Annotated in this window: 21 protein-coding genes; 2 read left to right on the forward strand and 19 right to left on the reverse strand. The window is 31.5% G+C overall.

Going from position 1 to position 19,906, the window contains the following annotated elements:
* Positions 1 to 57: 57 nt before the first annotated feature.
* The 6 genes from IFB02_RS08370 to IFB02_RS08395 all read right to left on the reverse strand — a co-directional run bounded on the left by IFB02_RS08370 (position 58) and on the right by IFB02_RS08395 (position 6,036).
* Positions 58 to 1,497, reverse strand: coding sequence for an aldehyde dehydrogenase (locus IFB02_RS08370; RefSeq protein WP_191072661.1), 1,440 nt, complete (start codon positions 1,495 to 1,497; stop codon positions 58 to 60).
* A gap of 71 nt (positions 1,498 to 1,568) precedes the next feature.
* Positions 1,569 to 1,985 carry a RidA family protein gene (locus IFB02_RS08375; protein WP_191072662.1) on the reverse strand — a complete coding sequence of 139 codons (417 nt, stop codon included), beginning with the start codon at positions 1,983 to 1,985 and terminating at the stop codon, positions 1,569 to 1,571.
* A gap of 125 nt (positions 1,986 to 2,110) precedes the next feature.
* The gene (locus IFB02_RS08380) at positions 2,111 to 3,529 is read right to left on the reverse strand and encodes an FAD-dependent oxidoreductase (RefSeq protein ID WP_191072663.1); all 1,419 of its coding nucleotides are present in this window, start codon (positions 3,527 to 3,529) and stop codon (positions 2,111 to 2,113) included.
* A 26-nt stretch (positions 3,530 to 3,555) separates the two neighbouring features.
* Entirely contained in the window at positions 3,556 to 3,906 is a 351-nt protein-coding gene (locus IFB02_RS08385) for a hypothetical protein (RefSeq protein ID WP_106687734.1), read from the reverse strand.
* Positions 3,907 to 5,172 (reverse strand): kynureninase, encoded by a 1,266-nt coding sequence (gene kynU / locus IFB02_RS08390; protein WP_191073170.1) that lies wholly within the window; start codon positions 5,170 to 5,172, stop codon positions 3,907 to 3,909.
* A gap of 192 nt (positions 5,173 to 5,364) precedes the next feature.
* Complete coding sequence (locus tag IFB02_RS08395) at positions 5,365 to 6,036, reverse strand: hypothetical protein (protein WP_191072664.1); 672 nt, start codon at positions 6,034 to 6,036, stop codon at positions 5,365 to 5,367.
* A gap of 88 nt (positions 6,037 to 6,124) precedes the next feature.
* Here IFB02_RS08395 and IFB02_RS08400 point away from each other — a divergent pair, with 88 nt between their 5' ends.
* A complete protein-coding gene (locus IFB02_RS08400; RefSeq protein WP_191072665.1) occupies positions 6,125 to 6,925 on the forward strand; it encodes a class I SAM-dependent methyltransferase in 801 nt (266 codons plus the stop codon).
* Between the two features lie 5 nt (positions 6,926 to 6,930).
* On the opposite strand, the gene IFB02_RS08405 is transcribed toward IFB02_RS08400, so the two are convergent.
* The 4 genes from IFB02_RS08405 to IFB02_RS08420 form a co-directional block, all read right to left on the reverse strand.
* Positions 6,931 to 7,350, reverse strand: coding sequence for a hypothetical protein (locus IFB02_RS08405; protein WP_106687730.1), 420 nt, complete (start codon positions 7,348 to 7,350; stop codon positions 6,931 to 6,933).
* 46 nt (positions 7,351 to 7,396) lie between these two features.
* Positions 7,397 to 8,053 carry a peptide-methionine (S)-S-oxide reductase MsrA gene (msrA, locus tag IFB02_RS08410; protein WP_191072666.1) on the reverse strand — a complete coding sequence of 219 codons (657 nt, stop codon included), beginning with the start codon at positions 8,051 to 8,053 and terminating at the stop codon, positions 7,397 to 7,399.
* 131 nt (positions 8,054 to 8,184) lie between these two features.
* On the reverse strand, positions 8,185 to 8,967 hold the full coding sequence (locus tag IFB02_RS08415; protein ID WP_106687728.1) for a zinc ribbon domain-containing protein: 783 nt from the start codon (positions 8,965 to 8,967) through the stop codon (positions 8,185 to 8,187).
* Between the two features lie 3 nt (positions 8,968 to 8,970).
* On the reverse strand, positions 8,971 to 10,065 hold the full coding sequence (locus IFB02_RS08420; RefSeq protein WP_106687727.1) for a Nif3-like dinuclear metal center hexameric protein: 1,095 nt from the start codon (positions 10,063 to 10,065) through the stop codon (positions 8,971 to 8,973).
* 90 nt (positions 10,066 to 10,155) lie between these two features.
* Here IFB02_RS08420 and lpxK point away from each other — a divergent pair, with 90 nt between their 5' ends.
* Positions 10,156 to 11,160 carry a tetraacyldisaccharide 4'-kinase gene (lpxK, locus tag IFB02_RS08425; RefSeq protein ID WP_106687726.1) on the forward strand — a complete coding sequence of 335 codons (1,005 nt, stop codon included), beginning with the start codon at positions 10,156 to 10,158 and terminating at the stop codon, positions 11,158 to 11,160.
* Here the strand turns inward: lpxK and IFB02_RS08430 are convergent.
* From IFB02_RS08430 to IFB02_RS08470, 9 genes are all read right to left on the reverse strand, one after another.
* On the reverse strand, positions 11,157 to 13,391 hold the full coding sequence (locus tag IFB02_RS08430) for an ATP-binding protein (protein WP_191072667.1): 2,235 nt from the start codon (positions 13,389 to 13,391) through the stop codon (positions 11,157 to 11,159). The genes lpxK and IFB02_RS08430 overlap by 4 nt on opposite strands.
* A 44-nt stretch (positions 13,392 to 13,435) precedes the next feature.
* Entirely contained in the window at positions 13,436 to 14,434 is a 999-nt protein-coding gene (gene gap, locus IFB02_RS08435) for a type I glyceraldehyde-3-phosphate dehydrogenase (RefSeq protein WP_191072668.1), read from the reverse strand.
* Positions 14,434 to 15,312, reverse strand: a complete 879-nt coding sequence (lipA, locus tag IFB02_RS08440) for a lipoyl synthase (RefSeq protein ID WP_106687723.1) — start codon at positions 15,310 to 15,312, stop codon at positions 14,434 to 14,436. Before lipA ends, gap begins: the two co-directional genes overlap by 1 nt.
* 49 nt (positions 15,313 to 15,361) lie before the next feature.
* Positions 15,362 to 16,576 carry an Nramp family divalent metal transporter gene (locus IFB02_RS08445; RefSeq protein WP_191072669.1) on the reverse strand — a complete coding sequence of 405 codons (1,215 nt, stop codon included), beginning with the start codon at positions 16,574 to 16,576 and terminating at the stop codon, positions 15,362 to 15,364.
* Positions 16,576 to 17,121: an RNA polymerase sigma factor gene (locus tag IFB02_RS08450; protein WP_191072670.1), complete on the reverse strand. Its 546-nt coding sequence runs from the start codon at positions 17,119 to 17,121 to the stop codon at positions 16,576 to 16,578. Before IFB02_RS08450 ends, IFB02_RS08445 begins: the two co-directional genes overlap by 1 nt.
* Positions 17,112 to 18,224 (reverse strand): glycosyltransferase, encoded by a 1,113-nt coding sequence (locus tag IFB02_RS08455; RefSeq protein ID WP_191072671.1) that lies wholly within the window; start codon positions 18,222 to 18,224, stop codon positions 17,112 to 17,114. Before IFB02_RS08455 ends, IFB02_RS08450 begins: the two co-directional genes overlap by 10 nt.
* Before the next feature lie 5 nt (positions 18,225 to 18,229).
* Complete coding sequence (locus tag IFB02_RS08460; protein WP_106687720.1) at positions 18,230 to 18,433, reverse strand: membrane or secreted protein; 204 nt, start codon at positions 18,431 to 18,433, stop codon at positions 18,230 to 18,232.
* 113 nt (positions 18,434 to 18,546) lie between these two features.
* Complete coding sequence (locus IFB02_RS08465) at positions 18,547 to 19,347, reverse strand: anti-sigma factor (protein ID WP_191072672.1); 801 nt, start codon at positions 19,345 to 19,347, stop codon at positions 18,547 to 18,549.
* A 12-nt stretch (positions 19,348 to 19,359) separates the two neighbouring features.
* Positions 19,360 to 19,890 (reverse strand): RNA polymerase sigma factor, encoded by a 531-nt coding sequence (locus tag IFB02_RS08470; protein WP_106687718.1) that lies wholly within the window; start codon positions 19,888 to 19,890, stop codon positions 19,360 to 19,362.
* Between the last annotated feature and the right edge of the window lie 16 nt (positions 19,891 to 19,906).

Below are 19,906 nucleotides of genomic sequence, written 5' to 3' on the forward strand. Positions count from 1 at the left end.
TAGTTAAACAATTTTTAATAATTAAAAATTTAGATTCCTGCTTTCGCAGGAATGACATTAATACTTTATACATACATTTTTAGCCTCAGTAAAAAAGCGTAAAGCTTCAAAACCACCTTCGCGACCAACACCGCTTGCTTTAACGCCACCAAAAGGTGTGCGTAAATCGCGCATCATCCAAGTGTTTACCCAAACTATTCCAGCTTGTAGTTGGTTGCTCATTCTCATCGTGCGTTTTAGGTTATTCGTCCATAGCGTTGCTGATAATCCATATTTCACCTTATTAGCCATTTCTAACACGTCGTCTTCAGTTTTAAATGGCATAATGGTCACTACTGGACCAAAAATTTCTTCTTGGTTTACACGACAATCGTCTGTTTTAACTTCAATAATTGTTGGTTGTAAATAGTAGCCGTTTTCATAACCTTTAACAGTAACTTCGTTTCCGCCACATAAAATAGTTGCACCTTCTTCTTTAGCAATTTCGATGTAGCTTTTCACTTTTTCAAGGTGCGGTTTTGAAACTAAAGCACCTATATTCGTGTCTTTTTCTGAAGGATGACCAACTTTCAAGCTTTTAACTTTTTCGACAAAGTCGGCTTTGAATTTCTCATAAATAGTTTCCTCTACAAAAATTCGGCTTCCACATAAACAAATCTGGCCTTGATTAGCAAACGACGAGCGTAACGTTGTGTTCAGCATATCGTCATAATCGCAATCGGCAAAGATGATATTTGGGTTTTTACCTCCTAATTCTAAAGACAATTTTTTAAACATTGGTGCGGCAACTTTGGCAATATGTGTGCCAGTTGCTGTTCCACCAGTAAAACTAATAGCTTTGATATTTGGATGCTCTACTATAGCTTGACCTGTCGTAGTGCCTAAACCATGAACAATATTTAAAACGCCTTTTGGTAAACCAGCTTCGTTACAAATTTCTCCCAACAAATAAGCAGTCATTGGTGTAACTTCGCTTGGTTTGGCTACAACGCAATTACCTGCAGCGATTGCTGGTGCGATTTTCCAAGTGAACAGGTACAAAGGTAAATTCCAAGGACTGATGCAACCAACAACACCAATAGGTTGGCGTAGAGTATAATTTACAGCATTTTGACCAACGCTTTCGTGGCTTTCACTTGCAAATTGGGTAATGGCATTTCCAAAAAATCTGAAATTACTTGCAGCTCTAGGTATATCGACCATTTTGGCGAGACTTACTGGTTTTCCGTTGTCCTTACTTTCGGCTTCTGCAAAACGGTCTAAATTGGCTTCTAATAATTCTGAAATCTTAATTAGAATTCTGCTACGTTCTTCTAAAGTAGTTTGACTCCAACTAGGAAAAGCAGATTTAGCACTTTGATAAGCTTGTTCTACGTCTTCTTTTGATGAGTTTGGGATTTGTCCATAGACTTCTCCATTTGAAGGGTTGTAGTTGTCAATCCACCCATTAGCAATGGGAAGAGAGAAATCTCCGTTTATGTAGTTTTTGATGTTCATTTTATTCACAGATAATAGAGAAAAGAATATAGAAAATAGAGTTTTTGTCTTTTCTCTCTGTTCTCTTCTCTTTACTCTTTTCTTTTGTACGCCATCACCTTAATCTCAACCAACAAATCTGGATGCGGTAATTGGTGTACAGCAACGGTTGTTCTTGTTGGTCCTGTTGCTTTTTCAAAAAACTCGGCGTAGGCTTTGTTGTAACCTGCAAAATCGTTCATATTTACTAAAAAGGTAGTTACATCAACCACGTCTTTCAAGCTTGCACCAACGGTTTGTAAATTTTTATCGATGTTTTTTAAAACTTCTCTAGTTTGAACTTCGATATCTAATTTTTTGGTGTTCATTTCGTCAATAAGTTCTACACCAGCAATCGTATTGTCAGCGCGTCTTGAACTGGTTCCTGATACGAAAATGAAATCGCCGACCATTTTCACGTGAGGATATGCGCCTCTTGGTGTTACTTTAGTTCCTTCGTTTGTGTTCATATTGATTGTCATTCTGAACTTGATTCAGAATCTATTTTTTGATTATTTTATCTTCCTGAGACTTCTCGACTGCGCTCGAAGTGACAGTTTATTCTTTTTTATGAGATTCCTGCTTTCGCAGGAATTTAGTGATGCATCGTTTTTGCAACGTTGTCATCGTCTATAATATCGTTAGTTTTTTCTTGTACTTTTTGTAAAGCCTTTTCTAATTGCTCATAAGTCATATCTGCTGATATCGATATCTCGTTATCTGCAATCATATTTAAAATGGCTTTGTCTTGCGCACGACCTTTGGTCATGGCTTCGTGATAACCAATATTTTCATTGAATGTTACCATCGAATATTTTGAAAAATAATGTTCTGGGAAATGCTTTTCTAATTGCATTTCTAATTGGCGCTTTGTCTTAAACATTGGGGTAGCAACATGATCGCGCATTTCGTAATAATTCTCTTCGGCTAATTCGCCAATAGCGTCTGCATCTGCTTTTCTTACCGATTGATAGGTTTTAAAAATGGTTTCCCAATCGCCTTCATGTTTATCGATAATGCTATCTAACACCGCTACATCTTCAAAAGAAGCATTCATTCCTTGTCCGTAAAACGGAACAACAGCATGCGCTGCATCACCTAAAATTAAAGTTTTACCTTGATAATGCCAAGGTGAACATTTTATAGTCCCTAACGCACCTGTTGGATTGTTTGCAAATTCATCAGCAATATTTGGAATTAGCGCTAAAGCATCAGGAAATTGCGCTTTGAAAAAGGCTTTTATGTTGTCTTCTGTATCTAAATCTTTGAAATTATACTCGCCTTCTTCATGTCCTAAAAACAACGTCACAGTAAAACTTCCATCTAAATTGGGTAAAGCGATAAGCATATATTCACCTCTTGGCCAAATGTGTAAATAGTCTTTACTGATTTGATGACTTCCGTCTACAGCTGCAGGAATTTCTAATTCTTTATAACCGTGTGTTAAGAAATTTTGAGAAAAACTAAACAAGAATTTACGCTGTAAAAAGTAGCTTTTTCTTAATTCTGAACCTGCGCCATCAGTACCAAAAATAACGTCTGCATTCACGTTAAAAGCTTCATTTGTATTACGATTTTTAAAATGAACGGTATTGGTGTCTAGATCTACCGTTTCGCATTCTGTATTAAAATGAATGGTTAGATTGTCGTATGTATCGGCTTCGGTTAGTAGCATTCCGTTTAAATCACCTCTTGAAATAGAGTTGATGTATTCGTTGTCACGACCAGAATAGTTGGATGCAAAGGTATTACCTTTGGTATCGTGCATTAATCTACCTTTCATTGGGATACAAATCTCACGCGCTTTATCTTCAACATTAGCTAAACGTAAGGCTTTAAAACCGCGATCTGATAAGGCAAGGTTGATAGAACGACCTGCAGAAATATCTGTTGTACGTAGATCTGGTCTGCTTTCGTAAACATTAACGTTATAGCCACGTTGTGCTAAACGTAGTGCTAAAAGTGAACCGCATAAACCTGCACCAATGATTAATATATTTTCTTTTTGTTTCATTATTTTATCCTTGTTTAATCAAGTGTCTAAATATTATGATTCAATACTTTCTTTATTTTTTGAATTTCTTCATATGATAATCTAAGTCTATTTAAATTTAATTTTTGTTCTTGATTATCAATGTTTTTATAAGAAAAAATATCGTTTTTAGAATTAAATTCTAAGGTTGAAAAATCACTGTATTCAGCAATTTTTATTAATTTATCTTTTATTACATAAACTATTTTTTTGTCAGTTATTATAAAATAGTCAAAGCTTAAATTAAAAAGATAATAGAACAGACCTAAAATTTGATATTCCCAAAAACTTGCTTCAGATTTCTTCTTGATTTTGAGTAAAATATTTTCATCCTTTATTAGTGAAAAAAAATTTTTCATCTACAAAATTTCTTTCAACTTTTCTACCATTTTAAATACATCTTCAAAACTGTTGTAAAGTGGTACTGGTGCGCAACGTATTACATCAGGTTCGCGCCAATCTGTAATAATATTAGCTTCGGTTAATTTGTGATGTAAGCTTTTATCGGCATCTTTAACTTGAATCGATAATTGGCAACCACGTTGTTTTGGATCTGTTGGTGTGATTATTTTTATTTTATCGTTGTTTAATTCATTAATTAAAAATTCAAAATAACCAGTTAGTTGTTCAGATTTTTTGCGTAACGCTTTCATACCAACCTCATTAAACATATCTAATGACGCTTTTATGGCAGCCATAGATAAAATTGGCGGATTACTGAGTTGCCAACCTTCGGCGCCAGGTGTAACGTCTAATGGCTGACGCATGTTAAAACGCGTGTCTTTATTGTGACTCCACCAACCTGCAAAACGTTTTAACTCTTTATTGTGCGCATGTTTTTCGTGAACAAAAAGTCCGCCTAAACTACCTGGTCCTGAATTTAAATATTTATAAGTACACCAAGCTGCAAAATCGACTCCTGAGTTGTGTAATTCTGGTTGAATATTTCCTGCGCCATGAGCTAAATCGATACCAACCATACAGTTTTTGGCGTGACCTAATTCGGCAATTCGTTTTAAATCTAAATATTGACCTGTGTAATAATTAACGCCACCAATTAGAAGCAAAGCGATTTCATCACCTTGTTCATCTAAAATGGTTTCTAAATCTTCAATGTTTAGTAATTCTTCGCCTTCGCGTGGTTGCCATTCAATTAAACCTTCATTAGCATCAAAACCATGAAAATCTAGTTGTGTTTGTACAGCATATCGATCTGACGGAAACGCATCACTTTCAATTACAATTTTGTATTTGGTCTTTGTTGGTTGATAAAAACTAACCATTAGCAAGTGTAGGTTAGTGGTTAGCGTGTTCATCACCACAACTTCAATAGGTTTTGCACCTACAATTTTTGCCATACTTTCAGTTAAGAATTCGTGGTATGGCATCCAAGGGTTTTTGGCTTCAAAATGACCTTCTACACCAAGATTTGCCCAATCGTTTAACTCTTGTTGAATGTACTTTTCCGTGCTTTTTGGTTGTAGTCCAAGCGAGTTTCCTGTAAAATATAACCAATCATTTCCCTCTTTGTCTTTAGGAATATGAAATTGATTGCGGTACTGCGCTAATGTATCGTTTTGATCTTGTGTTTTTGCGTAATCAAGACCGGTTTTATAGTCAGACAATGTGTTTGGTTTTAGTTGATTTTTGTAATCTGAGTATAAAAATAAGGATAATAAATCAAAAAAAGAGCGCTTCATTTTTTAAATGAAGCGCTTTGAATATATAGAGACGCATAACGCGGAATTTTAACTTTGTTATGCTTTATATACGTGGTACTTTTTTATGTTGGATGTTAGTTAGTTTGGGTTTAATATTTATTTAACAACCTTAATATTTGTAAAGTAAAGTTTAAAATTTCCTTCTTTGTTTTTATGTGTTAAACTAAGGTTTAATCCATTAAAATTTTGATAATCTTCCCAAGTATTAATCATAGAAGGTTCATTGCTGTTACCTTGTCTAAAAACCCATTCTGTGATTTGGTAATTATCGTCAAAATAAAAGTCGTAAGCATCACCAGGTGTGTAACCACCTTTATCTGGATAGGTTAACGTTATTTTGTTGGATTCAACATTGCTAATTGGTGTATTTTCTTTTGAAAATTCACTAATTGTAGCGCTTTTATCCCAGATTAACTGAAAAGGTGCCAGCAACCAAAATTTATCATTTATAAATCCTTGATCGGCTTTTATGTTTGTGCTATCAACAGATTTACGATTATAGGTAATTGTGTCTTTTGTGGTAATTAAGGTGACTTCGTTAGATTTTGGTTTCCAAATCCAAGAACGTTCAAAATGCGAACTATCTCTATCTACATTAAAGGTGAAACCGATTTCGGTAATGTCTTTAAAGTGTTTAAAACCGTAATTGTTTGCAATTTTTTCAGCAGTTGTAAGCGGTTTTGTTTCTTCTTTTTGGGCTGGTTTAGTTTCGTTTTTACAACTAAAAAGTAAAAAAGAAAGGATAGAAATTGTGTAAAGTAATCTCATAAGTTTTTGTGTAAAGTTACGTAATTGAAATTTTGAATCACTTTTTTAGTTTAATTTAGATGAAATTTATCATCAATAATTTACAATAATGAAAGACCTAAACGACGCCTTTAGTACAAACAAAGCCACTTGGAATGAAAAAGTAAAAGCGCATGCCAATAGTGATTTTTACAAATTAGACGCATTTATAAATGGTGAAAACTCGCTTAATGCATACGAGTTAAACGCTCTGCCAGACGTAAAAGGTAAGTCGTTATTACATTTGCAATGTCATTTTGGTCAAGATACTTTAAGCTGGAGTAGGTTAGGCGCAAAGTGTACTGGAGTAGATTTAAGTGACGAAGGTGTTAAACTAGCACAGCAATTAAATAACCAGTTAAAATTAGATGCCAACTTTGTATGTTGTAATGTTTTAGACACATCGCAACATGTAAAAGAACAGTTTGATATTGTTTTTACCAGTTATGGCGTAATAGGTTGGTTGCCCGATTTAAAACCTTGGGGAAAAATGATTGCAGAGCGTTTAAAAGATGGAGGTACATTTTATATGGTCGAGTTTCATCCAATAGTTTGGATGTTTGATTATTTAGACGGACAACCAAAAATGAAATATGGTTATATGCAAGATGAAGCCATTTATGAAGAATATGAAGGAACTTACGGAGATACTAACGCTAAAATGATAAGTAAAGAATACGGTTGGAATCATGGTTTAAGCGAAGTTATTAACGCCTTAACCGAAGCTGGTTTACGTATTGATTATTTAAACGAGTATGATGAAAGTCCGTATAATGTATTGCCGAATTTAGAAGCAACTAAATCGGGAACATACGTTACTAAAGACAAATTGTATCCTTTAATTTTTGAGATAAAAGCTAATAAGTTTTAAATAAATTATAAACCACATTTGAATAATTCATCTTTATTTTCTTTTTTGATGAATTGTTTTAGCTCCTCTTCAGGAGATATGATAGAATGACCTCTAATTAAAAATGAATCGAAAAGATTATCATCTGAAATAACTATGTAGATACTTGCGTTAGAATTACTCTCATAATTTTTAAAACTGTAAAGAATTATTTTAGTCGGATTTTGGTTACAGTCACTTATAATTTTACTTGCTGTAAAATAATTTTTAATATCAAATTGCTCTTGAAATTTTTCTTTAATGTTAGAAACATAATAATATTCTTTAATTCCAGTAATTGCATATTCTAAATATAATTCTTCATTGTATTCAAAGTCATTTATTTGACCAAATGAATTTATGCTTGTTAAAAATGTTATAGTAATTAGAAATAATATTTTTTTCATAAAATACGGACTAGGTTTATTTGGGTTGTGCTTAACTTAATACAATTTAATGCTTTTCCTTTAAAACTTCTGGCATTTTAGCTTGAAATTTTTTTAAACGCGGTATAGAAACGTTTTGTATATACGGATTTTCAGGATGTAACTTCTCATAATTTTGGTGATAGTCTTCTGCTATCCAAAATTTTTGAAACGGATAGACTTCAGCAGCAATTGTAGCGTTTAATTGTTTTGCTAAAGCAGATTTTTTCTGTTCTATTATGTTCTTTTGGGCTTCATTTTGATAAAAAATAATAGAACGGTATTGAGATCCACGATCTGGTCCTTGTCCATTAACTTGTGTTGGATTTTGTGATGCGAAATACACATCTACTAAGGTAGAAAAGCTAACTACTTTAGGATTATAAATAACTTCTACAGCTTCGGCATGACCTGTTAATCCAGTGTTGCTTTTTTCGTAAGTTGGATTTTGTGTATGTCCACCAGAATAACCGCTAATAGCTTCTTCTACACCTTTAACGCTTTCGTAAATAGCTTCTACGCACCAAAAACAGCCACTAGCAAAATACGCTTTTGCTAATCCGTTTTCTAAAGGTACTTCTTTGGGTTTAGCGTTTTTTACAGCATCTTGTTTTGGATTGGTTTGTGCTTGATTATTACAGCTAAAAAATAATGTTAGTAATAGGATTGGAATTAATCGTTTCATTTGAGAATTTCTTTTTCATGTTTAGACGTATAAATTACTAAACCCTTAATTTATTTTTAATAAAATTGTCTTAAAATAAAAAAGCCTTCAAATTATTGAAGGCTTTTTTTGTATTAAAGAGATTATTAGACTTAAGATAACTTAGCAAATAATTTTTCCATTTTTTCTTTTTGTTCTTCGGCAAGAGTTGGATCTACAAGTATACGTCCACTATGCTCATCTGTAATAATTTTTTTACGAGAAGCAATTTCCATTTGTACTTGTGGAGGAATTGTAAAATAAGATCCACCAGATGCACCTCTTTCAACAGGAACAACTGCTAATCCATTTTTTACATTAGCTCTTATTCTTTCGTAAGCTTTTACTAAACGCTCTTCGATTTTCTTTTTAGAAGCTTCAGATTTTTCTAATAATGCTTGTTCTTCTTTTTCAGTTTCTTTTAAGATAGCATCTAATTCACCTTTTTTATGTTTTAGGTGAGTTTCACGATCTTTAGCGTGTTCTTTAGTTTTAGCAATTACTTCTTTCTTTTGCTCGATTTGAGCTTTAAATTCTCTAATGTGCTTTTCAGCTAATTGAATTTCTAATTCTTGATATTCAATTTCTTTGCTTAAAGAGTTAAATTCTCTGTTATTTCTAACATTTTTTTGTTGCTCTGTATATTTTTTAATTAAAGCTTTAGATTCTTCAATTAAATTTTTTCTTGCGCTAATTTCAGAGTCAATATTAGCAAGACTGTCATCTAGTTTTTCTAGTCTTGTTTTTAAACCAGCAACTTCATCTTCTAAATCACTAACTTCTAGAGGTAATTCTCCACGAACGTTTCTTATCTCGTCTATTCTAGAGTCGATTAATTGTAAGTCGTATAATGCTCTTAAACGCTCTTCTACTGTTGCTTCTTTTGTCTTTGCCATATTTTAAAAATACTTAACAGGATTGGTATTTGTGTTTGATAAAACGAATGCAAAATTAGGAATTTTTTTTGTAAGTATTGCTACTAAACCGTTTTTTGTGTACTGTTCACTTTCGTAATGGCCAATATCTACTAAAAGAATGTTGTTTTCGGCTTGAAAAAAGTCGTGATATTTTAAGTCTGCAGTTACAAAAGCATCTGCGCCAGAAGCTTTTGCAGCGCCAATTGCAAAGCTGCCAGAGCCACCTAAAACAGCAACTTTTTTAATTTTTTTATTTAGTAATTGCGTATGTCTTACGTAAGGTGCTTTCATTTTATCTTTAAGATAATTTAAAAAGTCTTTTTCTTCCATTTCTTGCTCAAATTGAGCTATCATACCCATTCCTATAGATTGGTTTGTGTTTTCTAATGTAGAAATTTCATAAGCAACTTCTTCATAAGAATGTGTTTTAAATAACGTGCTTAAAATTTTAGTTTCTAAATGTTTAGGAAAGGTGATGTTTATTTGAGTTTCGTTTTCGTAATGTGTTTCGCCTTTTTTACCAATTGTAGGATTAGCATCTTGGTTGGCATTAAATGTCCCAATACCATCTACATTAAAACTACAATTACTGTAATTGCCAATACTACCTGCTCCAGCATCAAATAAGGCATTACGTAATTGTTCTGCTTCTGCTTTAGGAACAAAAGTTGTTAGTTTTTTTATGGTTTGCTTTTGCGGAATTAATATACGCTGATTAATTAAGTTTAATTGATCGCATAGCATAGCGTTAACGCCTTTTTTGTAGTTGTCTAAAGCGGTATGAATTGCATAAATTGCGATATCGTTTTTTATAGCTTTTAATACAGCACGTTCTACATAGTTTTTACCTGTTAAGCTTTTTAAACCTTTAAAAATGATAGGATGAAAACTTATTATTAAGTTGCAGTTTTTTGCAATAGCTTCGTCTACCACAGCTTCAGTTGTGTCTAGCGTGATTAAAGCCGATGTTGCTTTAGTATTTTTATCGCCAACCAAAAGACCAACATTATCAAAATCTTCTGCGTATTGTAATGGTGCATCTTTTTCTAATGCTTCAATAATGTCTTTTATTAGCATACTTTTTTATGTTTAATAATTTAAAACAAATATAAAATATTTACTTTCGTTACTGTAATCTGTTAAAATAAAACAGAAATTTTATCCTGAATGAAGTTAATAAGACGCTTACTTTTTCCTGTTGTACCTATTTACTATTTGGTAACTTGGTTTAGAAACTTAGCTTATGATAAAGGTTGGAAATCTTCAAAATCTTACGATTTTCCTGTAATTTGTGTAGGTAATTTAAGTGCTGGCGGAACAGGAAAAACGCCAATGGTTGAGTATTTAATCAGACTGTTAAAAGATAAAACTAACTTAGCTACTTTAAGTCGTGGTTATGGTAGGAAAACAAAAGGATTTTTATTAGCAGAAGACAATATTACAGCGACTGAATTAGGTGACGAGCCATTTCAATTTTACCATAAATTTAAAGATGAAATACAAGTTGCAGTAGATGAAAATAGACAACATGGAATTGCACAATTAACTAAAATTTGTAATTCGCCTTTAACTATAATTTTAGATGATGCCTACCAACATAGAAAAGTAACCGCTGGATTTAATATATTGCTAACGACTTTCCATAATTTATTTGTAGACGATATTGTTTTACCAACAGGAAATTTAAGAGAACCAAGATCTGGTTATAAAAGAGCAAATGTTATAGTTGTAACAAAGTGTCCAGAAACTATTAGTCAAGAACAACAGGAAGCAATTGTTTTAAAATTAAACGCAAAATCTTATCAAAATGTGTTTTTTAGCTATATAAGTTATGCCGATTTTGTACTTAATAACTCTAGCAAAATAGCATTAAAAGATTTACCGGATTTTACTTTAGTTACTGGAATTGCAAATGCTACACCTTTTGTTGATTTTTTAAATAAAAATACACTTAAGTTTAACCACTTAGCCTATAAAGATCATTATAATTTTACTGCAAATGATATTAAAAAGTTATCTGAATTAGATCTGATTGTAACCACTGAAAAAGATTACATGAGATTAAAAGATGAATCTTTATTAAAAGATAAACTGTATTATTTACCAATACAAACAGAGATTATTAATTCTGAAGCTTTTGATAGTTTAATCAATAAGTATATAACAGCTTAAGACGATTTTTTATCTGTAATCATAAGCGCATTAAATAATTTACGCTCAAAATCTTCTTGTTTAAATGGTTTAGGGATAATGTCTGTAAAACCAGCATCTTCAAATTCTTGCATTTTATCCTCGATTGTTACAGCAGTTAATGCAAAAATGGTAAGTTCTTTATCAAAAGTTCTAATAATTCTAGTAGCTTCCATACCACTAATGCCTGGCATATGAATATCCATTAGTACAACATCGTAGTTGTTGATTTTTACCATGTCTACAGCTTCTTCACCATTGTCTACAACATCGCAATACAATTTCATTTTGTTCAGGATTTTTTTAGTAATCATTTGATTAATTTTATTATCCTCTACAACTAGTATTTTTATATTGCTTAATTCGATTTCGTCTACGTCTTTAAAGAAGTTTGTTTTAGATACTTTAATTTCTTGGTGGCTCTTTTTCATAGGTAATTCAAAGAAAAAGGTTGTGCCTTTACCAAGCTCACTTTTTAGATAGATTTTTCCTTTTAAGATATCAATTAAACCTTTTACGATAGATAATCCTAATCCGGTACCACCATATTTTCTGTTAATTTGAATTGAGCCTTGAGAAAAACTTTCGAACATATTTTGTTGTTTTTCTTTGCTAATTCCTATACCGTTATCTTCAACTTCAAATCTAACTTCTAGATTATCTCCAGCTTCCTTTTGTTTAATTATTCTTATCCAGATGTCGCCATCTTTTGTAAATTTAATCGAATTACCTATTAAGTTGATTAGTATTTGAGAAATTTTTAACTGATCGGCATCAAAATTTTCTGGTAATTCTCTATCGTATTCAAAATGAATCGTGATGTTATTGTCTAAAGCCGAATTATTTAATGCTGATATGACATTTTCTACCTTCTTTTTTAGATTGAAAACTTCCGGTTCGATATCTACTTTATTGGCTTCAATTTTATTTATTTGAAGAATATCGTTAATGAAGGTTAGTAAATAATCTCCAGAAAATTTTAAAGATTTTAAATGCTGTACTTGTTCAGGTTTTGGGTTTTCTTCAAGTAACATATTTGTTAATCCAGTTACAGCGTACAAAGGTGTTCTTAGCTCGTGCGTTACGGTAGATAAAAAGTTAGCTTTTGTTTTTGTAGCTAATTCTGCTTTTTCCATTGCAATGGTAAGCTCGGCATTTTTTTTATGTAATATATTATTAGATTTTAATCTAATATTATTGTTTTTGTACAACGATAATGTTAAAAGTGATAGTATTGTAATTAAAGCTATACTTAATATGGTAGTAAGCTTTTCTAACCAAGAACTGCTAACTTCTTTTTCTAGATTAGCTTCTCGTTCTTTTTGATAATCTATGTGATTATCAAACATAAAAGTTAAACGCTTTTCTGGCGCTAGATAAGAGCGTTTTGCCTTTAGTAAAGAGTCGTTTAAGGCTAGATGTTGTTTTAGTAGGTAATTAGCCGATTGAAATTCTCCAGCTTCTTCTTTAATCTGACTTTTTATTTTAAATCCTAGATTTAAAATGTGTTTAAAATTATTTTTTTCGGCAATTTGAAAACCTAAATTAGCAAGACTATCGGCTTCTTCTAATTTGTCTAAAGCAGCTTTTACATTAGCTAGTTTGATGTAAGTGCTACTAAGTACTTTGTTGTTTTGGTATCTTTTAGAAATACTAATAACTTCTTCGTATAATTCTTCTGCAATGGTATAACTTTTTAAAGCTGTATACGCATCTGCTTTATACATTATAGTTTCGGCTTCGTATGCATGTAAATCTTTATCGTCAAAAATGGTAATAGCAGAATTGAAATAGTCTATAGCCGAATTGTATTCCTTTTTATAGTTTAAATAAACTAGACCTAAAGTTTTGTAAGTCTCGGCAATATTAATATTGTCTTTAGAAAAACGTTGTTTTTCTATAGCTTTTACAAGTACTTTAATAGCTTCTTCTGGATCTTCTAAAATGTAGTTAAGTTTACCAATTTTAGAATATATTAATCCAATGCTTTTATTATCGTTAATTTGTTTGGCTAATTCTAACGCTTGGTCAAGATCGTCTTGCGCTTTGTAATATTCATTGTTATTGATATTTTTTTGAGCAAAATTAATATCAAAAGCAATTTTGTTTTTAATCGCATCAATTTCCTTTTGACTTAAGTCTTGTGAATACGCAAAACTAAAGTGCAAAACTACTAAAAACGGAATAATGTATGTTTTGAAAAGGCTAGTCATGTTATCTTTAAAACACACAAATATAATTATTTATCCGAAAAATCTTAACTTTCGTCCGATAAATTGATAATCAAGTCAATTAGTCTACTGGAATATCCAGTTTCATTATCATACCAACCAATAATTTTTACCATATTACCAATTACAGACGTCATTTGTGCATCAAAAATGCAAGAATGTGTATTACCTACAATATCTATAGACACAATCGGATCTTCTGTATATTCAAGTATACCTTTATAAGTTGTTTGAGCAGCTACTTTAAATGCGTTATTTACTTGATCTATGGTCACAGTATTTTTTACATTAAATGTAACATCTGTTAAAGATCCATTTGCAACAGGAACTCTAATACCGCAACCACCAATTACATTAGATAAATCAGGAAATATTTTGGTTAATGCTTTAGCAGCACCAGTTGTGGTAGGAACTATACTTTGTCCTGCAGCTCTAGCACGACGTAAATCACGATGTGGTTGATCATGTAAACTTTGATCTGTAGTGTAGGAGTGTACTGTAGTTATATAAGCTTGGTCTATACCACATAAATCGTTAATAATTTTAAACATTGGTGCAGCGTTATTTGTCGTGCAAGATGCATTAGAAATTATCTTTTCGCTACCATCCAAACTATTTTGATTGACGCCTAAAACAATTGTTTTTATCGTATCGTCAATTGGCGGAACACTTAAAATTACTTTTTTAGATCCGTTTTTAAGATGAAATTCTAAATCTTCGGAAGTTTTAAATTTACCAGTAGATTCAATGACAAAATCTGGTTGTAGTGTAGACCAATCAATGTCTTTAGGATGTTTTTTATTATCTAATGGAATTTTTTTATTGTTTACTACTATGGAATTTTCAGTAGAAAAAATTTCAGCAGGAAAAACACCATGAATACTATCGTATTTTAATAAATGTGCTAATGTTTTAGCATCAGCCAAATCATTAATAGCAATTACCTTTATAGATGGATGATTGTGTAGTAATCTAAAAACACGCCTACCAATACGACCGAAACCGTTAATAGCAACCGTTATCATTAATTTATATGTTTTTGAGCTTTATATGAAGATCTAACTAAGGCGCTACTTTCTACATGTCTAAAACCAAGTTTAAGACCAATTTCTTCGTATTCTTTAAATTCGTCAGGCATCACAAAACGTTTTACAGGTAAATGTTTTTTACTTGGTTGTAAATACTGTCCAATAGTAACAACATCTACGTTGTTTTCTTTTAAATCGTGTAAAGTTTCAATTACCTCTTCTTTAGTTTCGCCTAAACCTAACATTATTCCAGATTTAGTACGACGTTGTCCTTGCTGTTTTAAATAATTTAAAACTTGCATACTACGGTCGTATTTTGCTTGAATACGTACTTCTCTAGTTAATCTCCTAACGGTTTCTATATTATGCGAAACAACTTCTGGAGCAACATTAATAATTCTATCAAGGTGCATTTCTATACCTTGAAAATCAGGGATTAAAGTTTCCATAGTAGTTTCAGGATTCATACGTCTTACAGCCTTAACGGTTTCTGCCCACATGATACTTCCCATGTCTTTAAGATCATCTCTATCTACACTGGTAAGAACAGCGTGTTTGATTTTCATTATTTTTATAGATCTAGCAACCTTTTCTGGTTCGTCCCAATCTACAGTTTCAGGTCTACCAGTTTTAACACCGCAAAAGCCACATGATCTAGTGCAAATGTTACCAAGAATCATGAAGGTTGCAGTACCTTCGCCCCAACATTCGCCCATATTTGGACAGCTTCCAGAAGTACAAATTGTATTAAGTTTGTATTTGTCTACTAAGCCTCTTAACTCGGTATACTTTTTACCTGTAGGTAATTTTACACGAAGCCATTTTGGTTTAGGTTTTCTTTCTGGTAATATATTTGAAGTATTCTCTGTGTTCATATCTAAATAATCAAGTCACAAAGATACGAGTAAATAATGTGAATAAAAACTATAGTGTTGTTAAGTACCAAAAGCTAAATCCAATTAAAAATAATATACCAAACCAACTTGTTAGTTTAAGTTTTAAACTTGGATGCCAATTTAACGGAGTATGTTTACTTGTGATTAGTTTATAGTTAGCTATAGCATAAAAAGGCGCAGTTATAAAAGATAAAATGGTTGCAATTTTAATTAGTAAACCCATTTCTGATTGTAAGCAGAAAAACACTAATACAGTACCTAAAACTAATAGTATTAACCAAAATAAAAATCCGTTTTTAAAACTGGTGTTAAAAATAAGTTCTGCAGTTTTTGTCATCGCTCTAGGAGATGCATCTAATGTAGTTAGTGTAGTGCTAAACATAGTTGTAAATGCTGCTATACCAATAATCACATACGACCAATTACCAAGCTGTTTTGTGTATAATTCTATTAATTGATTGGCAAAAACAGAAGCTAGCGGACTTATGGTTTGGCCAGAATTAAACATTACCAAAGCGCCTAAAGCTATAAATCCTAAGCCAACAAAAATAGCTGCGATAAATCCAATATTAAAATCGAATAATCCAGTTTTTACATCATAATTTGGATTGTTTTTTTGTTTCTCTATAGCCCAAAGGGATTGCCAAATAGAGACATCTAAAGGTGCTGGCATCCAACCCATAAACGCAATCAAAAAGGCAATACTTTTGGCGTTTTCTGGTATGATTTGCGTTATTGTTATGGGTTGCGTATTTCCTTTAAGAGCTAAAATTACAGCAATTATAGTACTTATGGTTAAAGTAATTACAATAACCTTCATTAGTTTGTCAAGTACTGTATATTTTCCTCTTAAAATAATTAATGCGCAAATTATTAGGATAATTACTGTCCAGATTTCTACAGAAAAAATGCTACCAAATAATGAACTTGCTAATCCTGCTGTGACAATGGTGACTGCAGTTTGAATGGTAAACATGGTTAGAAAGGTTAAAATAAAATAGGTGAATAAAATACCTTTACCTAATTTTTTGTAGCCTTCTAGTAAACTTTCTCCTGTTGCCAAAGCATATCTTGGTCCAAACTGAAAAAAAGGATATTTTATAAGATTGATTAGTAATAAAGCCCAAATAAATCCAAAACCAAACTCTGCTCCAGCACGTGTAGATTGTACTAAATGCGAAACACCTATTGCTGCTCCAGCAAATAATAAACCAGGACCAAGTTTTTTTAAGTTGAAATTCATTATTGTTTTTGAATAATCTCGGCAAGCAGTTTTTTAGCTCTTAATAACTTAACTTTTACGTTGTTAATTGGCTCGTTTAAATGCTCTGAAATATCTTTATAACTTAACTCTTGAAAATATCTTAAGTTAATAACCTCTTGATAGTGCAATTTTAGCTTTTTAATATCTTTTAAAAGTTGAGCCAAATTTTGTTCAGTAATAAGTTTATCTTCTGCCGAAGGTGACTCGTCTAAAACTTGATAAACCTCATCGTCTGTTCTAGTTAAAGCTTGTTTGATAGAGTGTTTTTCTTTTCTTACAATATCAATATGAATATTTTTTGATATGGTAATAAGCCATGTGCTAAAGGTGTAGTTGTCGTTAAACGTATCTATTTTATCAAACGCTTTAGAAAAGGTTTGAATTGTGATGTCTTCTGCATCATTTTCATTTTCTACGCGTTTAAGCTGAAATCCATATACTTGATCCCAATATGTATTTAAAAGGTATTTAAATGCTTTTTGATCGTTGTTTTTGGCTTTTTGTATAGCTTCTTTTACTTCCAATAATTTGGTTTTGAAATTAGATTATTTATAAAGATACAGAATTGCAATATAAGTAAGAAAATTTCTAAAAAAGGTAACATTAAAATTAAATCTACTTCTTTAAGTTTTTTTGCAGCATATCCTAAACTTAAAAACTGAATAATTAGCCTAATAATACATATGCCTAATACAAAAGGCCATAAATGTAAGGTAGACAATAAAAGTATACCAAATACCCAAAATAAAACTTGGCTAATGTAAAATAACGCTAATAAAAACTTGTGTTTAAATTTATAATGTTTTGCAGTAGAAACATGTCTTCTTTTTTGTCTAAACCAAGCTTTAAAACTTGTTTTTGCTATAGATGTTGTGAACGACTTTGGGTCTAATGCTAAAGCAGTATTTTTTGCTGTTGCGACTTCATTAATAAAAAGGTCGTCGTCACCAGATCTTATTTTTATGTGGTTTATAAAACCATTTGCGTTAAAAAACTCGTCTTTATGATAAGCTAAGTTGCGACCAACGCCCATATATGGTAATCCTATTTTTGCGTAAGAAAAATATTGAACAGCTGTAAGTAACGTTTCAAAACGTATTAGTTTATTTAATATCGATTTTTTTACTGGCGTATAACTACCATAACCTAATACAATAGTTTTTTGATCTGAAAAATAACCAGACATTTTAGTAATCCATTGTGTAGATAAAGGTTTACAGTCGGCATCTGTAAAAAGTAAATGATCAAAACTTGCTGCTTTAATTCCTAATGTTAGAGCGTATTTTTTGTTTCCCCAAAATGCTTCGTTATTTTCAACATTAACTATTTTTATATTGTTATGTTGCGCTTTAAAGCTTTCAAAAACATCTAAAGTTTCATCAGAACTAGCATCGTTAATTAATACGATTTCAAAATTTGGATAATTTTGATTTATTACTGAAGGTAAAAATTGTGAAATGTTTTCAGCTTCATTTTTTGCACAAATGATAACCGAAATAGGTAGGTTTTTACCTTTGGGTTTTTCTGCTTTAGAAAAAGCGAAACTTCCAAAAAGTACGCCGTAATATAATACTTGTATTAGGACTACAACTACAAAGCTGTAGAATAAAACATCAAGTATTATCATGTAATTTAAGAGTGTTGAGGTTGATTACAAGAATCGAATTGATCTGGTGTTTTACCACAAAATCCACAAGCATCACCATCTTTATTTAACATAGGATTTTGACTTGCGCAAGTTCCAGCAAATTTACCGTCTTTTTTTGCCCAAATTTTGATTGCAATTCCTGCAATGCCTAATCCTAAAAGTAATAATGTAATTAATAAAAGTTTCAAAATATTTTGTCTTTATATTATACTGCAAAGATATTATTTAATTACTAAATTTTATAATAAAAAAGCCATACTTTAACGTATGGCTTTTTGTTAGTTTTAATTTATAAATGAATTTAATCATTTAATTTTAAAGAGATTTCGGCAACAGGTGTATCGTTAGAGCGTTGTAAGCTTCCGCCTTTTGGCTCTATAGATATACTCAAACCTAGCGCGTCTTCAGTGTAAGGTATCTCTTGAAGCTTTCTATCGGCTTCGTTTAGTATTCCTAAGCTTACCATTTTACCTTGTATGTCTGCCCAAATTTGGTAAACTTTATCGTCTGGTAATTGTGGTAAAGAAACAACATCTATCATAGATCTTTTTTCTTTAGGATTTATATATGCTACAGTTTTTAGGTCTTTTGCGCTTCTATTACCTTCTAGTACGTATTTTTCGGTCTCTGGATTATTTAATTGTTTAAATTGTTCTAAGATGTCGTTTAACTTATTATTGTTGTTTGTAATGTCACCTCTTAGATCAAAAATCTCGTCTACAATTACTTGATTTTCTTTAGAAAGCTGATTGTTTTGCATGTATAAATACGCAGAACTTCCAGCAAATAGTAATGCTGCAACACTTGCTGCTATTGCTAAACTGTACCATTTTCTTTTTGGTTTTGTGTTTAGTTTTACAACAGGAGTTTCTTCAATAGAATTTAAAACAGAATCTAAAACATTTTTTGGCGCTTTTACAGCATGTAATTGTGCTGTAAACTCTAATTGTTCTTCAAGCTTTTTGTAGGCTTTGTTAACTTCTGGAGATGTTTTTAAATAATGTTCTACTTCTAAAGTTTGCGACGTATTGGTTTGGCCAATTAGATATTGTTCTAATAAACCAGAGTTTAAAAAAGTAGTTATTTTTTCATTTACATTCATCACATTATTAGATTAAGGGTTGTAAATTTTTTTTAATTCACGTAATGCTATTTTTAATCTAGATTTTATTGTACCTAACGGTATGTTTAATTCTTCACTAGCTTCTTGTTGGGTCATACCTTCAAAAAACAGTGCATTTATGACTTCTTGATATTTAATGTCTAAGGTGTGAAGGTGCTTTTTTATATCCATCACATCTTCGTTTAAACTTTTGGTAGTCAGTTTATATACGTTTGAATCTTCAATTTGGATTTCTTTAGAAGATTTATTGTTAACAGATCTAATTTTATCTATTGCAGAATTGTAAGCAATACGGTAAAGCCAAGTAAATAGTTTTGCTTTTTCTGGATCATAACTTTTACCTTTTTTCCAAACTTTTATAAGTGTTTCTTGAAGTACATCTTGGGCTAGATCGTCATCACTTATTACTTTTTTTATTACACCAAAAAGTGCATCTGCGTAATTTTCGTAAAGTAAATTAATTGCAATTTTGTCTCCATTTTTTAAATGGGTTATTATACTATCTTCAAGAGAAAAATTCAAAATTTTAAGTGTAATT

The sequence above is a fragment of the Mesoflavibacter profundi genome, from assembly GCF_014764305.1.
GTDB classification, from domain to species: Bacteria; Bacteroidota; Bacteroidia; order Flavobacteriales; family Flavobacteriaceae; genus Mesoflavibacter; species Mesoflavibacter profundi.

What these genes read in the sequence shown, in the direction of transcription:
- IFB02_RS08380 (WP_191072663.1), bottom strand. Translation starts at nt 3,529, where the DNA reads ATGAAACAAAAAGAAAATATATTAATCATTGGTGCAGGTTTATGCGGT.
- IFB02_RS08415 (WP_106687728.1), bottom strand. Translation starts at nt 8,967, where the DNA reads ATGGCAAAGACAAAAGAAGCAACAGTAGAAGAGCGTTTAAGAGCATTA.
- lipA (WP_106687723.1), bottom strand. Translation starts at nt 15,312, where the DNA reads ATGAACACAGAGAATACTTCAAATATATTACCAGAAAGAAAACCTAAA.
- IFB02_RS08385 (WP_106687734.1), bottom strand. Translation starts at nt 3,906, where the DNA reads ATGAAAAATTTTTTTTCACTAATAAAGGATGAAAATATTTTACTCAAA.
- IFB02_RS08465 (WP_191072672.1), bottom strand. Translation starts at nt 19,347, where the DNA reads ATGAATGTAAATGAAAAAATAACTACTTTTTTAAACTCTGGTTTATTA.
- IFB02_RS08420 (WP_106687727.1), bottom strand. Translation starts at nt 10,065, where the DNA reads ATGCTAATAAAAGACATTATTGAAGCATTAGAAAAAGATGCACCATTA.
- IFB02_RS08395 (WP_191072664.1), bottom strand. Translation starts at nt 6,036, where the DNA reads ATGAGATTACTTTACACAATTTCTATCCTTTCTTTTTTACTTTTTAGT.
- gap (WP_191072668.1), bottom strand. Translation starts at nt 14,434, where the DNA reads ATGATAACGGTTGCTATTAACGGTTTCGGTCGTATTGGTAGGCGTGTT.
- msrA (WP_191072666.1), bottom strand. Translation starts at nt 8,053, where the DNA reads ATGAAACGATTAATTCCAATCCTATTACTAACATTATTTTTTAGCTGT.
- lpxK (WP_106687726.1), top strand. Translation starts at nt 10,156, where the DNA reads ATGAAGTTAATAAGACGCTTACTTTTTCCTGTTGTACCTATTTACTAT.
- IFB02_RS08445 (WP_191072669.1), bottom strand. Translation starts at nt 16,576, where the DNA reads ATGAATTTCAACTTAAAAAAACTTGGTCCTGGTTTATTATTTGCTGGA.
- IFB02_RS08400 (WP_191072665.1), top strand. Translation starts at nt 6,125, where the DNA reads ATGAAAGACCTAAACGACGCCTTTAGTACAAACAAAGCCACTTGGAAT.
- IFB02_RS08375 (WP_191072662.1), bottom strand. Translation starts at nt 1,985, where the DNA reads ATGAACACAAACGAAGGAACTAAAGTAACACCAAGAGGCGCATATCCT.
- IFB02_RS08455 (WP_191072671.1), bottom strand. Translation starts at nt 18,224, where the DNA reads ATGATAATACTTGATGTTTTATTCTACAGCTTTGTAGTTGTAGTCCTA.
- IFB02_RS08405 (WP_106687730.1), bottom strand. Translation starts at nt 7,350, where the DNA reads ATGAAAAAAATATTATTTCTAATTACTATAACATTTTTAACAAGCATA.
- IFB02_RS08370 (WP_191072661.1), bottom strand. Translation starts at nt 1,497, where the DNA reads ATGAACATCAAAAACTACATAAACGGAGATTTCTCTCTTCCCATTGCT.
- IFB02_RS08430 (WP_191072667.1), bottom strand. Translation starts at nt 13,391, where the DNA reads ATGACTAGCCTTTTCAAAACATACATTATTCCGTTTTTAGTAGTTTTG.